Origin of the sequence: Rahnella bonaserana (genome assembly GCF_019049675.1) — a bacterium.
GTDB lineage: Bacteria > Pseudomonadota > Gammaproteobacteria > Enterobacterales > Enterobacteriaceae > Rahnella > Rahnella bonaserana.
Genome location: NZ_JAFMOW010000053.1, coordinates 1 through 16,797 on the forward strand (window position 1 = coordinate 1; position 16,797 = coordinate 16,797).

A 16,797-nucleotide genomic window follows, 5' to 3' on the forward strand; every position below is an offset into this window, starting at 1 on the left:
ACCCTAGCCCAACCATGCGCTTGGCAGGGGAGGGTGCTGATCGAGTTTTTGCTCCTCGCCTTGGAAGGTGGGTAGGCGGGGAGGGGGTTTTAATGGCATCGTGCCATCCCTTCGACATGATTTCATGCATTTTTCCTCATCCCCGCAGTGAGCATTTTTCCAGCATAGGGTTTATACATAGATAGCGAGATCACACTTTTTCTCACGGAAGCATTCCGTCCCCTCAGACAGAAAAGAGACTGCCCTATGTCGAAGATCACGTTCAAGCAGGATGTTTTTTTGGCGGCGCTCACCCGCCAGTGGCAAGCGTTCGGACTTACTTCAGCTTCAGATATGACTCAGCATCAGTGGTGGCACGCGGTCAGTGCCGCGGTCGCCGAACAGCTTCCTGCGCAAAACGATACCGTCAGCAGCAAAAGCAAAAAAATGACCCGCCACGTTAACTATATCTCGATGGAATTTCTGGTCGGGCGTCTCACCGGTAACAACCTGATTAATCTCGGCTGGTACGAAAAAATTGCCAGCGCGCTGGAACCGTTTGATATCAATCTGACTGGTTTGCTGGAAGAGGAAATCGATCCGGCGCTGGGCAACGGCGGGCTGGGACGGCTGGCGGCCTGTTATCTCGATGCGATGGCCTCAGTCGGACAGCCCGGTATCGGTTATGGCCTGAATTATCAGTACGGTTTATTCCGCCAGCGTTTTGTTGACGGTAAACAGAAAGAGTCGCCGGATGACTGGCACCGGAGCGAATATCCATGGTTTCGCCATAACAGTTCCCTGGCGGTCAGCGTTGGCGTCGGCGGTAAAGTCGTGAAGAATGAACAGGGTGTTTCGCGCTGGGAACCGGAATTTACCCTGCGAGGCGAAGCCTGGGATCTGCCGGTGATGGGCTATCGAAACGGTATTACGCAACCGCTGCGCTTATGGGAAGCGACACATCCGCATCCGTTTGATCTCGAAAAGTTTAATGACGGCGAGTTCCTGAAAGCCGAACAACAGGGCGTCGACGCTGCCAAACTCACCAAAGTGTTATACCCGAATGACAACCATCAGGCCGGTAAACGTCTGCGCCTGATGCAGCAGTATTTCCAGTGCGCCTGCTCGGTAGCCGATATCCTGCGGCGTCACCATTTTCTTGGGCGCAAAATCAGCGAATTGCCGGATTATGAAGTCATCCAGCTTAACGACACGCACCCGACCATCGCCATTCCTGAAATGCTGCGCGTGCTGCTCGACGAGCATCAGCTGAGCTGGGATGACGCGTGGCACATTACCAGCCGCACCTTTGCTTACACCAACCACACGCTGATGCCGGAAGCGCTGGAAACCTGGGACGAGCGACTGGTGCGCAGCCTGCTGCCGCGTCATTTCCAGATTATTAAACAAATCAACGCCAACTTTAAGAAACGGGTCAGCAAAGAATGGCCGGGCGATGAGGCTGTCTGGGCGAAGCTTGCCGTGCATCACGACAAACAGGTGCGCATGGCAAACCTCTGTGTGGTTGCCGGTTTTGCGGTTAACGGCGTGGCGGCGCTGCATTCGGATCTGGTGGTCAAAGATCTGTTCCCGGAATATCACCAGTTGTGGCCGCAGAAATTCCATAATGTGACCAACGGCATCACGCCTCGGCGCTGGCTGAAACAGTGTAATCCGGCGCTTTCCGCGCTGATAGATGAGCGTCTGAAAACCGACGGCTGGGTGAACAATCTGGATTTGCTGAAAGGTCTGGAAGAGGGCGTCAAAGACAAAAAATTCTGCAAGCAGTACCGCAAAATCAAACACGAGAACAAAGTGCGGCTGGCGGAATACGTCTGGCATCGCATGGGGATCCGGCTTAATCCGGACGCGATTTTCGATGTGCAGATCAAACGTCTGCACGAGTACAAACGTCAGCATCTGAATCTGCTGCACATTCTTTCACTGTACCGCCAGATCCGCGATAACCCGAAACTCGACATCGTGCCGCGCGTTTTCCTGTTCGGTGCAAAAGCCGCGCCCGGCTATTACCTCGCCAAAAATATCATCTATGCGATCAATCAGGTGGCGGAGAAGATCAACAACGATCCGATCGTCGCCGATCGCATCAAAGTGGTGTTCATTCCCGATTATTGCGTTTCCGTGGCTGAACTGATGATCCCGGCGGCGGATGTCTCCGAGCAGATTTCTACCGCAGGCAAAGAGGCTTCCGGCACCGGCAATATGAAACTGGCGCTGAACGGTGCGCTGACCGTCGGCACGCTGGATGGTGCGAACGTCGAAATTGCCGAACAGGTCGGCGAGGACAACATCTTTATCTTTGGCCTGACCGTTGATGAAGTGAAAGCGCAGCTGAAAAAGGGCTACAAACCGAAAGCGCTGGTGAAAAAGGACAAACATCTCAAAGCCATTCTCGACGAACTGGCCAGCGGCTTTTATGCCAACGGTGATAAGAAAGCCTTCGATCTGATGCTCAACAGCCTGCTCGACGGCGGTGATCCGTATCTGGTGCTGGCGGATTTTGCAGCCTATTGCGAAGCACAGAAACAGGTCGATACGCTGTTCCGTAATACCGATGAATGGACGCGCCGCACGCTGCTCAACACGGCGCGCGTCGGCATGTTCAGCGCCGACCGTTCCATCCGTGATTATCAGCAACGCATCTGGCAGGCCAAACGATAGGAGCAGGCATGGAAGATAAGCAACTCGTTGAAGCCGCACGCCGGGCGGGGATTTTAGACAGTTTCATCAATATGACCGATGACGTCGAAACAGTTTCCGATGACACGCGGGCCGCTTTGCTCGCGGCGATGGGGCGGGACCCGGCTGATGTGCCGGAAATCATGCCCGTGCCGCCGGTAAAAGTGTTTACACAAGGCAAAAAAGTGCTGCTGACACCGGAAGGCGCTGGCGCATATAGCTGGCAACTGACGCAGGAAAGCGGCAGTCAGACGCACGGCGACATTCTGGCGGGTAAGGCGCTGAACCTCGGCGCAGCGCTGCCTGAGGGGTATCACCAGCTGACGTTATCGCAAAACGGCAATGTCTGGCCCTGCCGGATTATCGTCGTGCCGCCGCGCTGTTATGAACCGCAGGTGTTGCGGGCGGGCAAAAAACTGTGGGGCGCGACGGTGCAGCTTTACACGTTGCGTTCGGAAAATAACTGGGGCGTGGGTGATTTTGGCGACCTGAAAAAAATGGTCGAAGAAGTCGGTAAGCGTGGCGGGGCGTTCGTCGGGCTGAATCCTGTCCATTCGTTGTATCCGGCGAATCCGCAAAGTGCCAGCCCGTACAGTCCGTCGTCCCGCCGCTGGCTGAACCTGACTTACATTGATGTGAACGCCGTGGAGGAATTCGCCGCCAGTCGCGAGGCACAAAACTGGTGGCATTCAAGAGAGACGCGTGACGCGTTATTGCAGGCGCGCAGTACGGAGTTTGTCGATTATCCGCAGGTCATGGCGCTGAAATCCGCCGCGCTGAAACTCGCCTGGCCGCTGTTTTGCGAACTGCCGGAAGACAGCCCGCGCAAGCAGGATTTCCACCGTTTCGTCGAACTTGGTGGTAGCAGTTTGCGGCAACAGGCGCTGTTCGACGCGCTGCATGTACATCTGCGCGATCTGGATTTAGGCCAGTGGGGCTGGCCGGTGTGGCCTCAAGCCTATCGCGATGCCCAAAGTGCGGAAGTGAAGGCGTTCAGTGAGCGTTATGCCAGTGAAGTTGAATTTTATCAGTGGCAGCAATGGCTGGCGCATACGCAGTTTTCTGAATGTTATCAGCGCAGTGTGGAACTGGAGATGCCGGTCGGCGTGTACCGTGATCTGGCCGTCGGCGTGGCGCAAGGCGGCGCGGAAACCTGGTCTGATCCGGCGCTGTATTGCCTGAAAGCCACCATCGGCGCACCGCCGGATATTCTTGGTCCTCAGGGACAAAACTGGGGGCTTCCACCCATTGATCCGCACGAAATGAAAGCCCGTGCCTATCAGCCATTTATTGATTTATTGCGTGCAAATATGGCGGATTGCGGGGCGCTGCGTATCGATCACGTGATGGGGCTGCTGCGTTTGTGGTGGATACCGGCGGATCAGGAGGCGGGGAATGGCGCGTATGTCCGTTATCCGCTGGAAGATTTACTTGGCGTGCTGGCGCTGGAAAGTCAGCGGCATCAGTGCATGGTCATTGGGGAAGATCTCGGTACGGTGCCGAAAGAGATTGTCGCCAGCCTGCGCGACAGCGGCGTGTATTCCTACAAAGTGTTGTATTTCGAGCACGACAAAAACTACGCTTATCGGCCACCGGAGGATTATGTTTCTCAGGCGATGGCAACGGTCACCACGCATGACCTGCCGACGTTGCGCGGTTACTGGGAAGGTGGCGATTTAACGCTCGGTGCGTCGCTGGGTGTTTATCCTGATCCGCAGGTGCTGGAGAAATTGCGCGGGGAGCGTGAACACAGTAAACAGGGATTGCTGGATGCGTTGCATCGGAAAAGATGCGTGCCGAAATCGACTCCTCATATAGCTGCGGGTATGCCGATGACGCCGGTGCTAAATGGCGGGCTACAGCGTTATCTGGCAGCGAGCGCCAGCGCGTTACTCGGCCTGCAACCTGAGGACTGGCTGGATATGGACTTGCCGGTCAATGTGCCGGGCACGAATACCGAATACCCCAACTGGCGGCGCAAACTGACGCGAACGCTGGAGGAGATGTTTGCTGATGAGCATATTGATTCGCTGCTGGCAGATTTGAACCAGCGGCGAAAGGTGTAATTCTGGTTGCAGAAAAAGGCCTGAGTTTCCTCAGGCCGCTGTGATTAATTCTCTGTTGCCGCTTTATAGCCTTTCACAATCAGCAACGGCGGATGGTTGGTTTCGGTGGAATCGAAGGTGTACGTCCCGCCATTCTGGTCACCGCCGAGGTAGAAAGCGACTTCCGTTTTGCCTTCTGCCAGCGCCTGGCGAACAGCCGTATCCACGATGGCGTCGCGATACTGACGGTTATTATTCATCGAGATGGTGCCAGCGGACTGGTAATCCGTTGCCGGATGGTTATCCCAGTTCACTGTTTTGCCATCCCAGTCTGTGGATGTGCTGTAAACATTCAGCTTGCCGGTGGCGCTGGAAGCCGCATTGCCACCAAACACCCGCAGACGGTAGACGAATAATCCTTCCTCAGAGGCCGGGATGGCTTCCGGCAGTGCAGGAATTTTAAACTTAAACAGAACCAGGCTTTCCGGATTGCTGGCATGGCCGCCGTTTTTCCAGTTGTCGCTGGCGGTCAGCAACGTGCTGCTGCCGTAATTGGTGCTGCTGTTGGTACTGCTGACGACCGTGTCTTCCAGGGCAGGCTCGTAGCTGTAAGGGATCGTATTACTGCAATCGAAAGCCAGGTTCATGCACAAATCGGTCATGTATTTTGCGGACTGTTCAGGCCAGCCATTCACGAAATCTCCATGGGCGGTGTAAATGCTGCCCCACTTCTCGATGCGTTGATCACCGACCATTTCAGGGTCCAGCGAAAGCTGTATTTTGCTGGTATCCAGCGAGGTAATCTGCGGCAACACGTAGGCAATGTTCATGTTGACCTTAGGTATTTTGACCGGAAAATTCGCCGGGCAGACATTGTTCGAATCATACGTGGCATTCGCTTGTCCATTTACCGGTGTCAGATGAACGCCGTCCCAGCAGTTAGGAAAGTTAATGCCGATGTTGAACTGCACGGCATCCCCGCCTGAGCGCAAACCACAGACCTGATCGGCGGTGTTGGTGTAGCCGTTGCCATTGGCACACAAGAAGCTGACGTGGGGATTGGGTGCGGTGCCCACGTGATCCCCGGCCAGCAACTGTAATCCCTTGGGGAAAGGCGTCAGCGGATATTTTTCAACCGAGTTGGCCTGATAATAGGTTTTCTGATACGACGGCTTCACGATTTCACCTGAAGGCAATTTCATGGTCGGTGCCCAATAGGCGGTGGAATCTGCCTTGTTGTTGCAGGTGGTTTCCGGGTTCGCCTGCAGCGTGTCGTAGGTGGAATACGCATCGGTGCTGGTGTTACCGAAGAAGTCGTGGAGCATTGCATGATTGGGCATACCAAACATCAGAATGGCATCGTCACCCAGCGTGTGGCTGTAAGAACAGGAGACGTTCGACTGGCCTGATGCCGCATGAGAAGCCAGCGGTGTCAGGGCGAACAGACCGGCGAGAGGGACTAAAACGCGTAAGGTTGTTTTCATAACAGACTCCGGACAGAGAGTGATTTCCTTAGAAATGACATCCGGGGAAGTGTGTGTTCCGGGCCTGGCTCTCGCTTGAGAAAGCAGGACTGAGACGTGTTGAATTACACGATTCCTTTTCCCCTGCCTCTGTTTTATGCGCAATCTGTGCGAGCTGATACCGAGTCTGGTTGTGCCATCACAGACACAGCGGGCAGGTGAAAAAGCAGGCAATAAAAAGGGTTCAGCAGTGCTGAACCCTAAGATATTGTGATTCTGAAATGGCGTTAACTGATCAGTAGAAGGAGTGCTCGCCGCGCTGGTGTTCGGTCAGGTCACGAACGCCTTTCAGCTCAGGGAAGTTTTGCAGGAGTTCTTTCTCGATGCCGTCTTTCAGGGTGACATCAATCATTGAACAGCCGTTACAGCCACCGCCGAATTGCAGAACCGCGATGCCGTCGTCGGTGATTTCCATCAGGGAAACACGACCGCCGTGGCTGGCTAACTGCGGGTTAATCTGCGATTGCAGCTGATATTCAACACGTTCCATCAGCGGTGCATCGTCAGAAACTTTACGCATTTTGGCGTTTGGCGCTTTCAGCGTCAGCTGAGAACCGAGCTGATCGGTAACGAAGTCGATCACCGCATCCTGCAGGTAAGGTGCGCTTAATTCATCGACGAAAGCGGACAGTTTCTCGAACTTCAGTTCGGTATCCGTCGCTTCTACGGCGTCAGGCGGGCAATAGGAGACACCGCATTCTGCGGTCGGCGTACCGGGATTGATCACGAATACGCGGATTTGGGTGCCTTCTTCCTGGCTTGCCAGCAATTTGGCAAAGTGCTCTTGGGCAGCATCGGTAATAAGGATCATAACATTCGCTCAATAGTTGACTACTCTAGTTGGTTATAATACGCCCTTTACTTTTACCCGTCACCCTTCACGTTACCGGAGTGTTAGCAGCACGTGCTCACGCCTGCAAAGTCCTGCAAATACAGGCAATTTGCAGGGAAGCAACTCCCTGACTGCGCAGTATTTTACTGATTTCACGCACCGTGCTGCCGGTTGTCACCACGTCATCCAGCAACATCACGTGCTTACCGCGCAGGCTGACATGGCAGGTGAAAGCTTTGCGCAAATTCCACTTTCTTTCCCGCTCGGTCAGGCTTTGTTGCGACGTTGTGCGCCGGTCGCGGCTCAGGGCGTCGGGCAGATATTCACAATGCAGCCAGCGCGCCAGCGGCTTTGCCAGCAATTCACTCTGATTATAGCCGCGTGAGAAATAGCGTTTCTGATGCAGTGGCACGCTGAGGAGCACGTCGGGTCTGGGCAGATTGCGCATCCGGTAGCGTTCCTGCCAGCGCAGTAAAAGCAGCCGGGCGAGTGCGGTGTCGAGCTCCGGTTGACTGGCGAATTTGAACCGCAACACCAGCCCGCTCACCGGCATTTCATAAGGACTGGCGAAGATCATCGCATCCCACGGCGGCGGTTTTTGCAGGCAACGTCCGCAGTCATCATTGCCGCCGGAACAGGGCAATCCGCAGCGCAGGCAATGCGGCGGGGCAACCGGCAGATGTTTCATACACAGGCTGCAAATGCCCTGAATCGTGACATGCAGCGGACACTGGCATAGCCAACAGCGGCTGGCAATTGTTAGCATAGTGGCGGGTTCCTTTTGCCATTCAGACAGACACGGACAATACGCTATGAACACGCTTTACCAGGAGACAATCGGCGAAGGAGATCGCCATCTTGTGCTGCTTCACGGATGGGGGCTGAATGCCGAAGTCTGGCGTTACACGGCAGAGCGACTTGCGCCGCAATTTTGTGTGCATCTGATCGACCTGCCGGGCTATGGCCGCAGCAAAGGTTTCGGGGCGATGACGCTGGAAGAGATGGCGGAAACGGTTCTGGCGGTCATGCCGCACAGGGCCTCGCTGATGGGCTGGTCACTGGGCGGTCTGGTCGCCAGCCAGATTGCGCTGAGCGCGCCGCAGCGTGTGGAAAAACTGATTACCGTGGCGTCCTCGCCGTGCTTTACCGCAAATGAAGACTGGCCGGGGATCCGCCCCGATGTGTTGCAGGGTTTTCAGCATCAGCTGAGTGAAGATTTCCAGCGTACGGTCGAGCGTTTTCTGGCTTTACAGACGCTCGGTAGCGACAGCGCGCGTCAGGATGCCCGTTTGCTGAAATCCATCGTCCTGAATCTGCCGATGCCGCCAGCAGAGGTGCTCAATGGCGGGCTGGAGATTTTGCGCATGGCCGATTTACGTCAGCCGATGACGCAGCTGACGTTGCCAATATTGCGTATTTACGGCGCACTGGACGGACTGGTACCAAGAAAAGTGGTGCCATTGCTGGATGCGTTGCTGCCGGATTCCCGTTCAGAAATCATTGAAAAAGCGGCACATGCGCCGTTTATCTCTCATCCCGACGTGTTTTGTAAGCTTGTCGAGAATTTCCTGATTACAGACTGAAACTCAATGTAAATATTTTTTACTAATTTCTGGATAATTCCCGAGGGTGATTAATACTTAAGCCGATAGATGACGGAGGTGAGAGGGGGAAGATTTTCCATCGCCCGTTTGTGTCTCTGGGGAGAAATCTGGTGGTTGACCAGGAAGGTTCGTGCCAGCACAGATTCACCTGCCGTTCATATCTTGACTGCTTTCTTTCAAAATTATTCATCCAATTTAGAGGTAGTGTCATGAAATCAAATAAAATTATTATTGCAGCTGTTCTGGCAGGTTTATTCTCTGTGAACGCAATGGCGGCGGAGATGATCACTAAAGAAGAAGCCAAAGATAAGGGTTACACCAGTCTGGGCGTGGTCACCACCAGCAATGAATACACTGCGCCAATGGATGCTAAAGATGAGCTGTCCAAACTGGCTGATGAAAAAGGCGGGAAATACTACGTCGTCATCGCCGCGCAGGAGAAAAAGAAAATCACTGCAACAGCAGAAGTTTTCAAATAATTCTCTCAGTCTGAAAAAAGGGATGCCTGAGGCATCCTTTTTTTTTAGCTTTTTTTGCGCGCTTCCTCTCATTCCTTGTTCTGTATCAAACTGTTTTAAAAGAATTCTCCTCAATCGTTACTCTCAGAGTAACGAAGTGTCAGCGCCCTTAATTGATGGTTATCTCACCGCTTCCTACACTTAACACGCTAATTAAACAGGTCAATTGTGATGCAACCGCCACTTGACTGAACTTCCCACCGTCCTCTTTGTTTCATCACGCCGGGAAAGATTCAGCAAGCTCAACCCAGGGAGGTTTGGCATGCCGCAACATCCGCAGACCACGAAAGTGTGGGACACCCGCCGCAGCGAAAAACAACGGCGTATCGACAGTGTCCGTTCCGTGGCCGAGGGTAAAGTCTTACCCACTGATAAAATCATTCCTGTCCTCGAAACGCTGATCGCCTCCGGTGATCGCGTGGTGATGGAAGGCAATAACCAAAAACAAGCTGACTTTCTTTCCCGTTCGCTGGCAAAAGTGAACCCTGAAAAATTGCATGATTTACATATGATCATGCCGAGCGTCAGCCGCGCTGAACATCTGGATCTCTTCGAACGCGGAATCGCCCGCAAGCTTGATTTCGCGTTCTCCGGCCCGCAAAGCCTGCGTATTGCGCAACTGCTGGAAGATGGCCAGATGGAAATCGGCGCAATCCACACGTACATCGAACTGTATTCCCGTCTTTATGTCGATCTGGTGCCAAACATTGCACTGATCGCCGGCTTCAAAGCGGACCGTAAAGGCAATCTGTATACCGGCGCGAGCACCGAAGATACGCCGGCGCTGGTCGAAGCCGCTGCCTTTAAAAACGGCATCGTGATTGCGCAGGTTAATGAACTGGTTGAAGAAGATACCGACCTGCCGCGCGTTGATATTCCGGGCGACTGGATCGATTTCGTGGTCGTCGCCGACAAGCCGTTCTTCATCGAACCGCTGTTCACCCGTGATCCACGCCTGATTAAACCGGTTCACGTCCTGATGGCGATGATGGCGATTAAAGGCATCTACGCCAAACACAACGTGCAGTCGCTTAACCACGGTATCGGTTTTAACACTGCCGCTATCGAACTGCTGCTGCCAACTTACGGCGAACAGCTCGGTCTGCGCGGCAAAATTTGTAAACACTGGACGCTGAATCCGCATCCGACGCTGATCCCGGCTATCGAAAGCGGTTGGGTGGAAACCGTTCACTGCTTCGGCGGCGAAATGGGCATGGAAGAGTACATTCGCGCTCGTCCGGACGTGTTCTTCACTGGCTCCGACGGTTCCATGCGTTCCAACCGTGCGTTCTGCCAGATGGCCGGCCAGTACGCCGTCGACATGTTCATCGGTTCCACCTTGCAGGTCGATGGTCTGGCGAATTCCTCCACCGTGACCCGCGGTCGTCTGGCCGGTTTTGGTGGCGCACCGAACATGGGGCATGACCCTCACGGGCGTCGTCACTCCACGCCAGCCTGGCTCGACATGATTGAAGAGCCGGATCCGATGGCGCGCGGTAAAAAACTGGTTGTGCAGATGGTGGAAACCTTCCAGGCCGGTGGCAAACCGACGTTCGTTGAGAAACTCGAAGCCGTCGATGTGGGTAAAGAATCCGGTATGCCGCTGGCGCCGGTGATGATTTACGGCGACGACGTGACGCACGTGCTGACCGAAGAAGGTATCGCCTATTTGCACCGCGCCCGCTCTCTGGAAGAACGCCGCGCAATGGTCGCTGCGGTGGCCGGTATCACTGACATCGGTCTGGGCGTTGACGCCAAACGCGTTGCCGAACTGCGCCGTCAGGAACTGGTGGTCTTCCCGGAAGACATGGGCATTCGCCGCACCGATGCCACCCGTTCGTTACTGGCGGCAGGCAGCGTGAGCGAACTGGTTGACTGGTCCGGCGGTTTGTATAACCCGCCAGCCAAATTCCGGAGCTGGTAATCATGATGCCGCAGACTTTAACGATTGGCGCTGTACTCACAGCGGAAGAACTGGCCGAAAGGCTGGCAGAAACGGCGACGCAGGCGCTGATCGACGAAGCACGGCTTAGCCCGAAACCGGGGTTGGTAGACAGCCGGAGTTCCGGCGCACATCAGGATTTAACGTTAGATCTGATGGTGCGTTCGGCGCACAGCCTGACATCCACTTTCTATTTGCTGGCTTTACACAGCTGGCAGCGCCCGGCGGATATCGCCCTGCGCCAGGAAGTGGGACGCTTAGGTCGTGCCGGCGAAGCACAAATGATGGCGGAAACCGGCGGAGTGAATACTCACCGGGGCGCTATCTGGGCGATGGGGCTGCTGGTCAGCGCCGTTGCCATGCAGCCGGAACGTTTGCTGCCGCAAAGTATTGCGCAGCGCGCCGCGAAAATTGCGGCGCTACCCGACGCTTTCAGCCCGAAAAAATTCAGTAAAGGTTCGCACGCCGTGCAGCGTTATCAGGTGCCGGGTGCCCGTGAAGAAGCACAGCGTGGTTTTCCGCACATTATCGACCGGGCGTTGCCGCAGCTTCACCACAGCAGGACACGCGGTGCCTGCGAAAGCGAAGCGCAGGTCGATGCCTTACTGGCGGTGATGACCACACTGGCCGACACCTGCGTGCTGTCACGCGGCGGTTTGCCAGCGCTCAACGCTATGCATCAGGGCGCTCAGGCCGTGCTGGAATCCGGTGGCACCAGCACGATGGCGGGCAAACAACGGTTGCGCCGTCTCGAACACCGGATGCTGGCGGATAACACATCGCCCGGCGGTGCCGCTGATTTACTGGCCGCGACGCTGTTCCTCGACCGCGTGAGCGTGGTCTGAACCGGATACGAATTAACTAACATCAGTACAAAGAGGTGTTATGGAACGTTTTGAATTTAACTACCCGGCGGCAAAACCGCTGGCAGGCCGCGCCGAAGCCGGCGTGGTAGGTTCCGGCGATTTAGAAGCGCTGTATGAACCCGACACAGCCAGTGCGCTGAAAATTACCGTCACCACGTCCGTCGACGGCAGCCATACCTTATGGCAGAACTTTTTTAACCGTCTGAACGCGCTGCGTGAATTACCGGCAGGCCGTCTCGACATTAATGATTTTGGCGCCACACCAGGGGTTGCCCGTCTGCGTATCGAACAGGTTTTTGAGGAGGCTGAAAATGCCAACTGATACTTCCTTTCAGGATCAGAGCTTTATCGAACTGAGCGCCCGTCAGCGTGCCCGCAAACTGCTGGACGACGGCACTTTCCGTGAACTGCTCGGGCCGTTCGAACGCGTTATGTCGCCATGGCTGGAACCGCAGGGCATCGTCCCGCAGGCCGATGACGGCATGGTGGTTGCAAAAGGCCAGATTAACGGCCAGCCCGCTGTGGTTGTGGCGATTGAAGGCAACTTCCAGGGCGGCAGTATGGGCGAAGTGTCCGGTGCCAAAATGGCTGCTGCGCTGGAACTGGCCGCAGAAGATAACCGCAACGGCATCCCGACGCAGGCCGTTCTGCTGCTCGAAACCGGCGGTGTACGTTTGCAGGAAGCCAATCTGGGTCTGGCCGCCATCGCCGATATTCACGCTGCGATTGTTGATTTACGCCGCTATACGCCGGTGATCGGCGTAGTTGCCGGTACGGTCGGTTGCTTTGGTGGCATGTCGATTGCCGCCGCGCTGTGCAGCTATCTGATTGTGACCCGCGAAGCCCGTCTGGGTCTGAATGGTCCGCAGGTTATCGAACAGGAAGCCGGTATTGATGAATACGATTCCCGCGACCGTCCGTTTATCTGGAGTATGACCGGTGGCGAAGTGCGTTATCACAGCGGATTTGTCGATGCGCTGGTGAAAGATTCCCTCGCTGAGGTGAAAGCCAGCGTGATGAGCTTCATTAAAAAAGGCGTTCCGGCCACACATCGTTCTGATAATTATGATTATTACCTGCCAAAACTGACCGGTTTTGACACCGCGCAGCAGGCCAGCCGTGAAGTGACGGAAGCCTTGTTTAACCGGGAGGATCGCGCATGAGCAACGTAGCAAACAATGCAGTCAGCCGGGGTGATTACTGGTTCGCTGAACTCACCAAAGACGCCACTCCGGTGACCGGTCTTTGCCCTTCCGTGAAAGCAGCTGATGGCAAAATGAATGACCAGCCCGTGCGTTTCATCGCCGTGGTACCGGATAAAAATAACCAGTATCCGCGTGCTGCGGGCGGCGAAGTCGGCCTGCTCGAAGGCTGGAATCTGGCAAAAGTGGTCAACGACGTCATTGATGCCGACGCGAATGCCACCACCAAACGCGCCATCGTTGCAGTGATTGATGTGCCAAGTCAGGCATACGGTCGTCGCGAAGAAGCATTCGGTATCCATCAGGCGCTGGCCGGTGCCGCAGGCGCTTACGCCAAAGCGCGTCTGGCCGGGCATCCGGTGGTCGGGCTGATTGTCGGTAAAGCGATGTCCGGTGCGTTTCTGGCGCACGGTTATCAGGCCAACAAACTGATCGCCTTCAAAAACAATGGCGTGATGATCCACGCGATGGGTAAAGAATCCGCCGCACGTATCACCTTACGTTCTGTGGACGCGCTGGAAAAACTGGCTGCCACCATTCCGCCGATGGCTTATGACATCGAAAACTACGCCACGCTGGGCCTGCTGTCGCAATTACTCGACATCGCTGATCCGGACAAGGCAACACCCGACGACATCAGCAACGTGCAAAACGTTGTCTGGCAAAACATTCAGGACGCACGCAAAGAAGGCATTAGCCTCAGCAACCGTCTGGGTGCAGAAAACCGCGCAAGTTCGCAGCGCGTTCGCCAGATGATGCGTCAGGAATGGTAATTCGTTAAAACTTTCAGTCTCAACCGGTAACGCACCTGCAAACAGCGTGACGCAGCCGCATTGCGGGTTCCCGCCCTGACATACCGTCCGGGCGAGGACCTGCTGTTGTCTGCAACTGGACTGTCATACTAAAAAAACCATCGCACCGGCGCCGACTGAGCATTCATTTTTTGCCTCAGGAAAAACGCTATGACTTACGTAATATTGCACGCGCTTGCCCCTATTTTCGTCATCATGATCCTCGGTTTTTACGCCGGGAAAGCGAAAATGGTGGATAACCAGAATGTCTCTTTACTTAATATTTTCGTGATGGATTTTGCTTTACCCGCTGCGCTGTTTGCAGCAACTGTACAGACCCCGTGGGCGGGCATTGTTGAACAGTCACCGTTGATTCTGGTGCTGGTTCTGGCGATGTGGATCACTTACGCGGCGATTTACTTTATTTGCACCAAAGTCTTTAAAAAGTCTCCGCAGGACGCGGCAGTGCTGACGCTGACCGTCGCACTGCCGAACTATGCTGCGCTTGGTTTGCCTATCCTGAGCAGCGTGCTGGGTGATGCGCCGTCGACTTCCCTGTCAGTTGCGGTGTCTATCGCCTGTGGTTCCGTGCTGATGACGCCGTTCTGTCTGCTGATCCTCGAACGTGAAAAAGCGCGTCTCAGTGGTGAAAATCAGGGGTCTTCTCTGGCACTGCTGCCGGTTCTGATGTGGCGTTCAGTGAAAAAACCGATCGTCTGGGCACCGTTGCTGGGCGTGATCCTGTCCGCGATTGGCATTAAAATGCCGGAAATTTTCCTGGCATCAATCAAACCGCTGGGTCTGTCAGCTACCGCGTCTGCGCTGTTCCTGACCGGTGTAATCCTGTCAGCCCGTAAACTGAAAATTAACGGCCCGGTGCTGTTGTCTTGTGTGGCGAAAAACCTGATCCAGCCGTTTATTGCCTGGGGTTTGGTTCTGGCGTTCGGCCTGAGTGGTCAGGTTGCTGTGACGGCGATTCTGATGATTGCGCTGTCTGCCGGTTTCTTCGGTATCGTGTTCGGTAACCGCTTCGGGGTTCAGTCTCCGGATGCTGAAGCGTCACTGCTGATCAGTTCCGTGTTATGTATCGTGACATTACCGCTGTTTATCTCTCTGACAGCCGCACTTCACTAATCAGAAAGGTTGGAATATGTGTGATCCGCGTGCCCATGATTTTGTCTGGATAAGCGACCGTTCAGCGCTGCAAAGCGACGACACGTTACCCGCGTGGGTCAACAGCGGCTGGCATACGTCGCTGCCGCTGGTGGTGCGTCGCGATAAACGTGCTGACGACGCAATTCCTGTGGGCATTCGCGGCATGACGCGCATTCAGCGTGCCGCCGCCTGGATTGATCCGGCGGCGGTAGTGCGGGTCGTGACTCCTGAATCTCTGGTCAGCGACGTCAACGCATTACTGCATTCACCCTTTGTGTCACAACAACCGGTGCAGGCGCTGATTACGTTATGCAGCCTGAAGCTGCCTTTCTCCTGGGGCGTGACGGGCAGTTGCGCCTTCGCGCTGGTCAGTGACCTGCCGGTCATGCACGCCGACAGCGATCTTGATTTACTGGTGCGCTGCGACACGCCGGTGGATCCTTCTCAGTTTTTCGATTTTTACGACCAGTTTCAGCGGCTTCCCTGCCGCGCTGATGTTCAGATCAACACGCCGCAAGGGGGATTTGCCCTTAGCGAATGGCTGCGTGGCGGTGACATCATGCTGAAAACGGCGTCCGGCCCGTTGCTGGTGCGTGACCCGTGGCAATTGCCGGCAGAATAAATCCGGCCACAAGAAGCAAGGAGCACGATGAAAATCCTATTTACCTTCCCCGGACAGGGCCCGCAGGTGCCGCAAATGCTGCACCGTTTGCCGGATAACCCGCTTACACATTCCCTCATTGAACAAGCCAGTCTCGCGCTGGGCGAAGATGTTCTGCTGCTCGACACCGCCGACGCTTTACGTGCCACCCGTGCCGTACAACTGTGCTTGCTGATTGCCGGTGTGGTCTGGGCGAGACAATGCCAGGCCGAAGGGATTGAGGCCGATTTTTGCAGCGGGCTGTCGATTGGTGCATTTCCGGCGGCAGTGATTGCCGGTGCGCTCGACTTTGATGATGCCGTACGGCTGGTCGCGTTGCGCGGTGAACTGATGCAACAGGCCTATCCGCAAGGTTTTGGCCTGTCGGCGATCACCGGGTTGCGTCAGATGCAGGTTGAGGAACTGGTCGCGCAGATCAACAGCGCCACGTCGCCGGTATATCTGGCGAATATTAACGCGGAAGATCAACTGGTGATCGCGGGCAGCGATGCCGCCATGGCACAGGTCATGCAACTGGCGAAAGGGCTGGGCGCACAGAAAACGCATCAGCTGGCGGTCAGCGTACCATCACATTGCGCACTGCTTGATGAGCCCGCGGCGAAACTGGTTGAGGCGTTTAAACAGATTCATATTTCCCGCCCGACCTGCGGTTATCTCAGCGGCACAACCGGGCGTGTTTACTGGCAGGCGGAAAAAATTGCAGACGATCTGGCGATGAACATGGCGCGTACCGTGAACTGGCGTGACGCCATGGTTGCGGCCTACCAGCGCGAGGTGCGACTGGCGATTGAAATGCCGCCGGGCGCGGTGCTCACCGGCCTGACCCGCCGTGCGATGGAACAGGGCGAAGCACTGTCTTTATGCCAGTCAGGGATGCATGTTGCGGGACGTCTCGCAGCGCGGTTACGGGAAAACGAACGCTGATTAAAGGCATGATAGGTTGGGGGTGAAACGCGTTGCACTGTTTGATAATTGCGCA

At 55.4% G+C, this 16,797-nt stretch carries 15 protein-coding genes; 12 read left to right on the forward strand and 3 right to left on the reverse strand.

What is annotated here, in order from left to right; genetic code table 11:
• Positions 1-246: 246 nt before the first annotated feature.
• Positions 247-2,661, forward strand: coding sequence for a maltodextrin phosphorylase (gene malP / locus J1778_RS04325; protein ID WP_217172145.1), 2,415 nt, complete (start codon positions 247-249; stop codon positions 2,659-2,661).
• Between the two features lie 8 nt (positions 2,662-2,669).
• Complete coding sequence (gene malQ, locus J1778_RS04330; RefSeq protein WP_217172146.1) at positions 2,670-4,745, forward strand: 4-alpha-glucanotransferase; 2,076 nt, start codon at positions 2,670-2,672, stop codon at positions 4,743-4,745.
• A gap of 44 nt (positions 4,746-4,789) precedes the next feature.
• On the opposite strand, the gene J1778_RS04335 is transcribed toward malQ, so the two are convergent.
• The 3 genes from J1778_RS04335 to gntX form a co-directional block, all read right to left on the reverse strand.
• On the reverse strand, positions 4,790-6,208 hold the full coding sequence (locus J1778_RS04335; protein WP_217172147.1) for a DUF1996 domain-containing protein: 1,419 nt from the start codon (positions 6,206-6,208) through the stop codon (positions 4,790-4,792).
• A 274-nt stretch (positions 6,209-6,482) separates the two neighbouring features.
• The gene (nfuA, locus tag J1778_RS04340; RefSeq protein ID WP_112288671.1) at positions 6,483-7,058 is read right to left on the reverse strand and encodes a Fe-S biogenesis protein NfuA; all 576 of its coding nucleotides are present in this window, start codon (positions 7,056-7,058) and stop codon (positions 6,483-6,485) included.
• 97 nt (positions 7,059-7,155) lie between these two features.
• Positions 7,156-7,845, reverse strand: coding sequence for a DNA utilization protein GntX (gntX, locus tag J1778_RS04345; protein ID WP_217172148.1), 690 nt, complete (start codon positions 7,843-7,845; stop codon positions 7,156-7,158).
• A 46-nt stretch (positions 7,846-7,891) separates the two neighbouring features.
• On the opposite strand from gntX, the gene bioH reads away from it, so the two are divergent.
• The 10 genes from bioH (at position 7,892) to mdcH (ending at position 16,742) form a co-directional block, all read left to right on the forward strand.
• Complete coding sequence (bioH, locus tag J1778_RS04350) at positions 7,892-8,662, forward strand: pimeloyl-ACP methyl ester esterase BioH (protein ID WP_217172149.1); 771 nt, start codon at positions 7,892-7,894, stop codon at positions 8,660-8,662.
• Positions 8,663-8,892: 230 nt separating this feature from the next.
• Positions 8,893-9,162, forward strand: a complete 270-nt coding sequence (locus tag J1778_RS04355) for a YdgH/BhsA/McbA-like domain containing protein (RefSeq protein WP_112288668.1) — start codon at positions 8,893-8,895, stop codon at positions 9,160-9,162.
• A 301-nt stretch (positions 9,163-9,463) separates the two neighbouring features.
• On the forward strand, positions 9,464-11,125 hold the full coding sequence (gene mdcA / locus J1778_RS04360; RefSeq protein WP_217172150.1) for a malonate decarboxylase subunit alpha: 1,662 nt from the start codon (positions 9,464-9,466) through the stop codon (positions 11,123-11,125).
• 5 nt (positions 11,126-11,130) lie between these two features.
• Positions 11,131-11,988, forward strand: a complete 858-nt coding sequence (locus J1778_RS04365) for a triphosphoribosyl-dephospho-CoA synthase (RefSeq protein ID WP_217172222.1) — start codon at positions 11,131-11,133, stop codon at positions 11,986-11,988.
• 40 nt (positions 11,989-12,028) lie between these two features.
• The gene (locus J1778_RS04370; RefSeq protein WP_217172151.1) at positions 12,029-12,331 is read left to right on the forward strand and encodes a malonate decarboxylase subunit delta; all 303 of its coding nucleotides are present in this window, start codon (positions 12,029-12,031) and stop codon (positions 12,329-12,331) included.
• Positions 12,321-13,172 carry a biotin-independent malonate decarboxylase subunit beta gene (locus J1778_RS04375; RefSeq protein WP_217172152.1) on the forward strand — a complete coding sequence of 284 codons (852 nt, stop codon included), beginning with the start codon at positions 12,321-12,323 and terminating at the stop codon, positions 13,170-13,172. Before J1778_RS04370 ends, J1778_RS04375 begins: the two co-directional genes overlap by 11 nt.
• Entirely contained in the window at positions 13,169-13,984 is an 816-nt protein-coding gene (gene mdcE / locus J1778_RS04380) for a biotin-independent malonate decarboxylase subunit gamma (protein ID WP_217172153.1), read from the forward strand. Before J1778_RS04375 ends, mdcE begins: the two co-directional genes overlap by 4 nt.
• A 189-nt stretch (positions 13,985-14,173) precedes the next feature.
• Positions 14,174-15,136 (forward strand): AEC family transporter, encoded by a 963-nt coding sequence (locus J1778_RS04385; RefSeq protein ID WP_217172154.1) that lies wholly within the window; start codon positions 14,174-14,176, stop codon positions 15,134-15,136.
• A gap of 16 nt (positions 15,137-15,152) precedes the next feature.
• Positions 15,153-15,779, forward strand: a complete 627-nt coding sequence (locus J1778_RS04390; protein WP_217172155.1) for a malonate decarboxylase holo-ACP synthase — start codon at positions 15,153-15,155, stop codon at positions 15,777-15,779.
• 27 nt (positions 15,780-15,806) lie between these two features.
• A complete protein-coding gene (mdcH, locus tag J1778_RS04395; protein ID WP_217172156.1) occupies positions 15,807-16,742 on the forward strand; it encodes a malonate decarboxylase subunit epsilon in 936 nt (311 codons plus the stop codon).
• The last annotated feature ends 55 nt before the right edge of the window (positions 16,743-16,797 follow it).

Excerpts from the sequence above, each read along its gene's own strand:
- J1778_RS04355 (WP_112288668.1), top strand. The coding sequence starts at position 8,893 with ATGAAATCAAATAAAATTATTATTGCAGCTGTTCTGGCAGGTTTATTC.
- malQ (WP_217172146.1), top strand. The coding sequence starts at position 2,670 with ATGGAAGATAAGCAACTCGTTGAAGCCGCACGCCGGGCGGGGATTTTA.
- gntX (WP_217172148.1), bottom strand. The coding sequence starts at position 7,845 with ATGCTAACAATTGCCAGCCGCTGTTGGCTATGCCAGTGTCCGCTGCAT.
- J1778_RS04335 (WP_217172147.1), bottom strand. The coding sequence starts at position 6,208 with ATGAAAACAACCTTACGCGTTTTAGTCCCTCTCGCCGGTCTGTTCGCC.
- mdcA (WP_217172150.1), top strand. The coding sequence starts at position 9,464 with ATGCCGCAACATCCGCAGACCACGAAAGTGTGGGACACCCGCCGCAGC.
- J1778_RS04370 (WP_217172151.1), top strand. The coding sequence starts at position 12,029 with ATGGAACGTTTTGAATTTAACTACCCGGCGGCAAAACCGCTGGCAGGC.
- malP (WP_217172145.1), top strand. The coding sequence starts at position 247 with ATGTCGAAGATCACGTTCAAGCAGGATGTTTTTTTGGCGGCGCTCACC.
- J1778_RS04390 (WP_217172155.1), top strand. The coding sequence starts at position 15,153 with ATGTGTGATCCGCGTGCCCATGATTTTGTCTGGATAAGCGACCGTTCA.
- mdcH (WP_217172156.1), top strand. The coding sequence starts at position 15,807 with ATGAAAATCCTATTTACCTTCCCCGGACAGGGCCCGCAGGTGCCGCAA.
- bioH (WP_217172149.1), top strand. The coding sequence starts at position 7,892 with ATGAACACGCTTTACCAGGAGACAATCGGCGAAGGAGATCGCCATCTT.
- J1778_RS04385 (WP_217172154.1), top strand. The coding sequence starts at position 14,174 with ATGACTTACGTAATATTGCACGCGCTTGCCCCTATTTTCGTCATCATG.
- J1778_RS04365 (WP_217172222.1), top strand. The coding sequence starts at position 11,131 with ATGCCGCAGACTTTAACGATTGGCGCTGTACTCACAGCGGAAGAACTG.
- J1778_RS04375 (WP_217172152.1), top strand. The coding sequence starts at position 12,321 with ATGCCAACTGATACTTCCTTTCAGGATCAGAGCTTTATCGAACTGAGC.
- mdcE (WP_217172153.1), top strand. The coding sequence starts at position 13,169 with ATGAGCAACGTAGCAAACAATGCAGTCAGCCGGGGTGATTACTGGTTC.
- nfuA (WP_112288671.1), bottom strand. The coding sequence starts at position 7,058 with ATGATCCTTATTACCGATGCTGCCCAAGAGCACTTTGCCAAATTGCTG.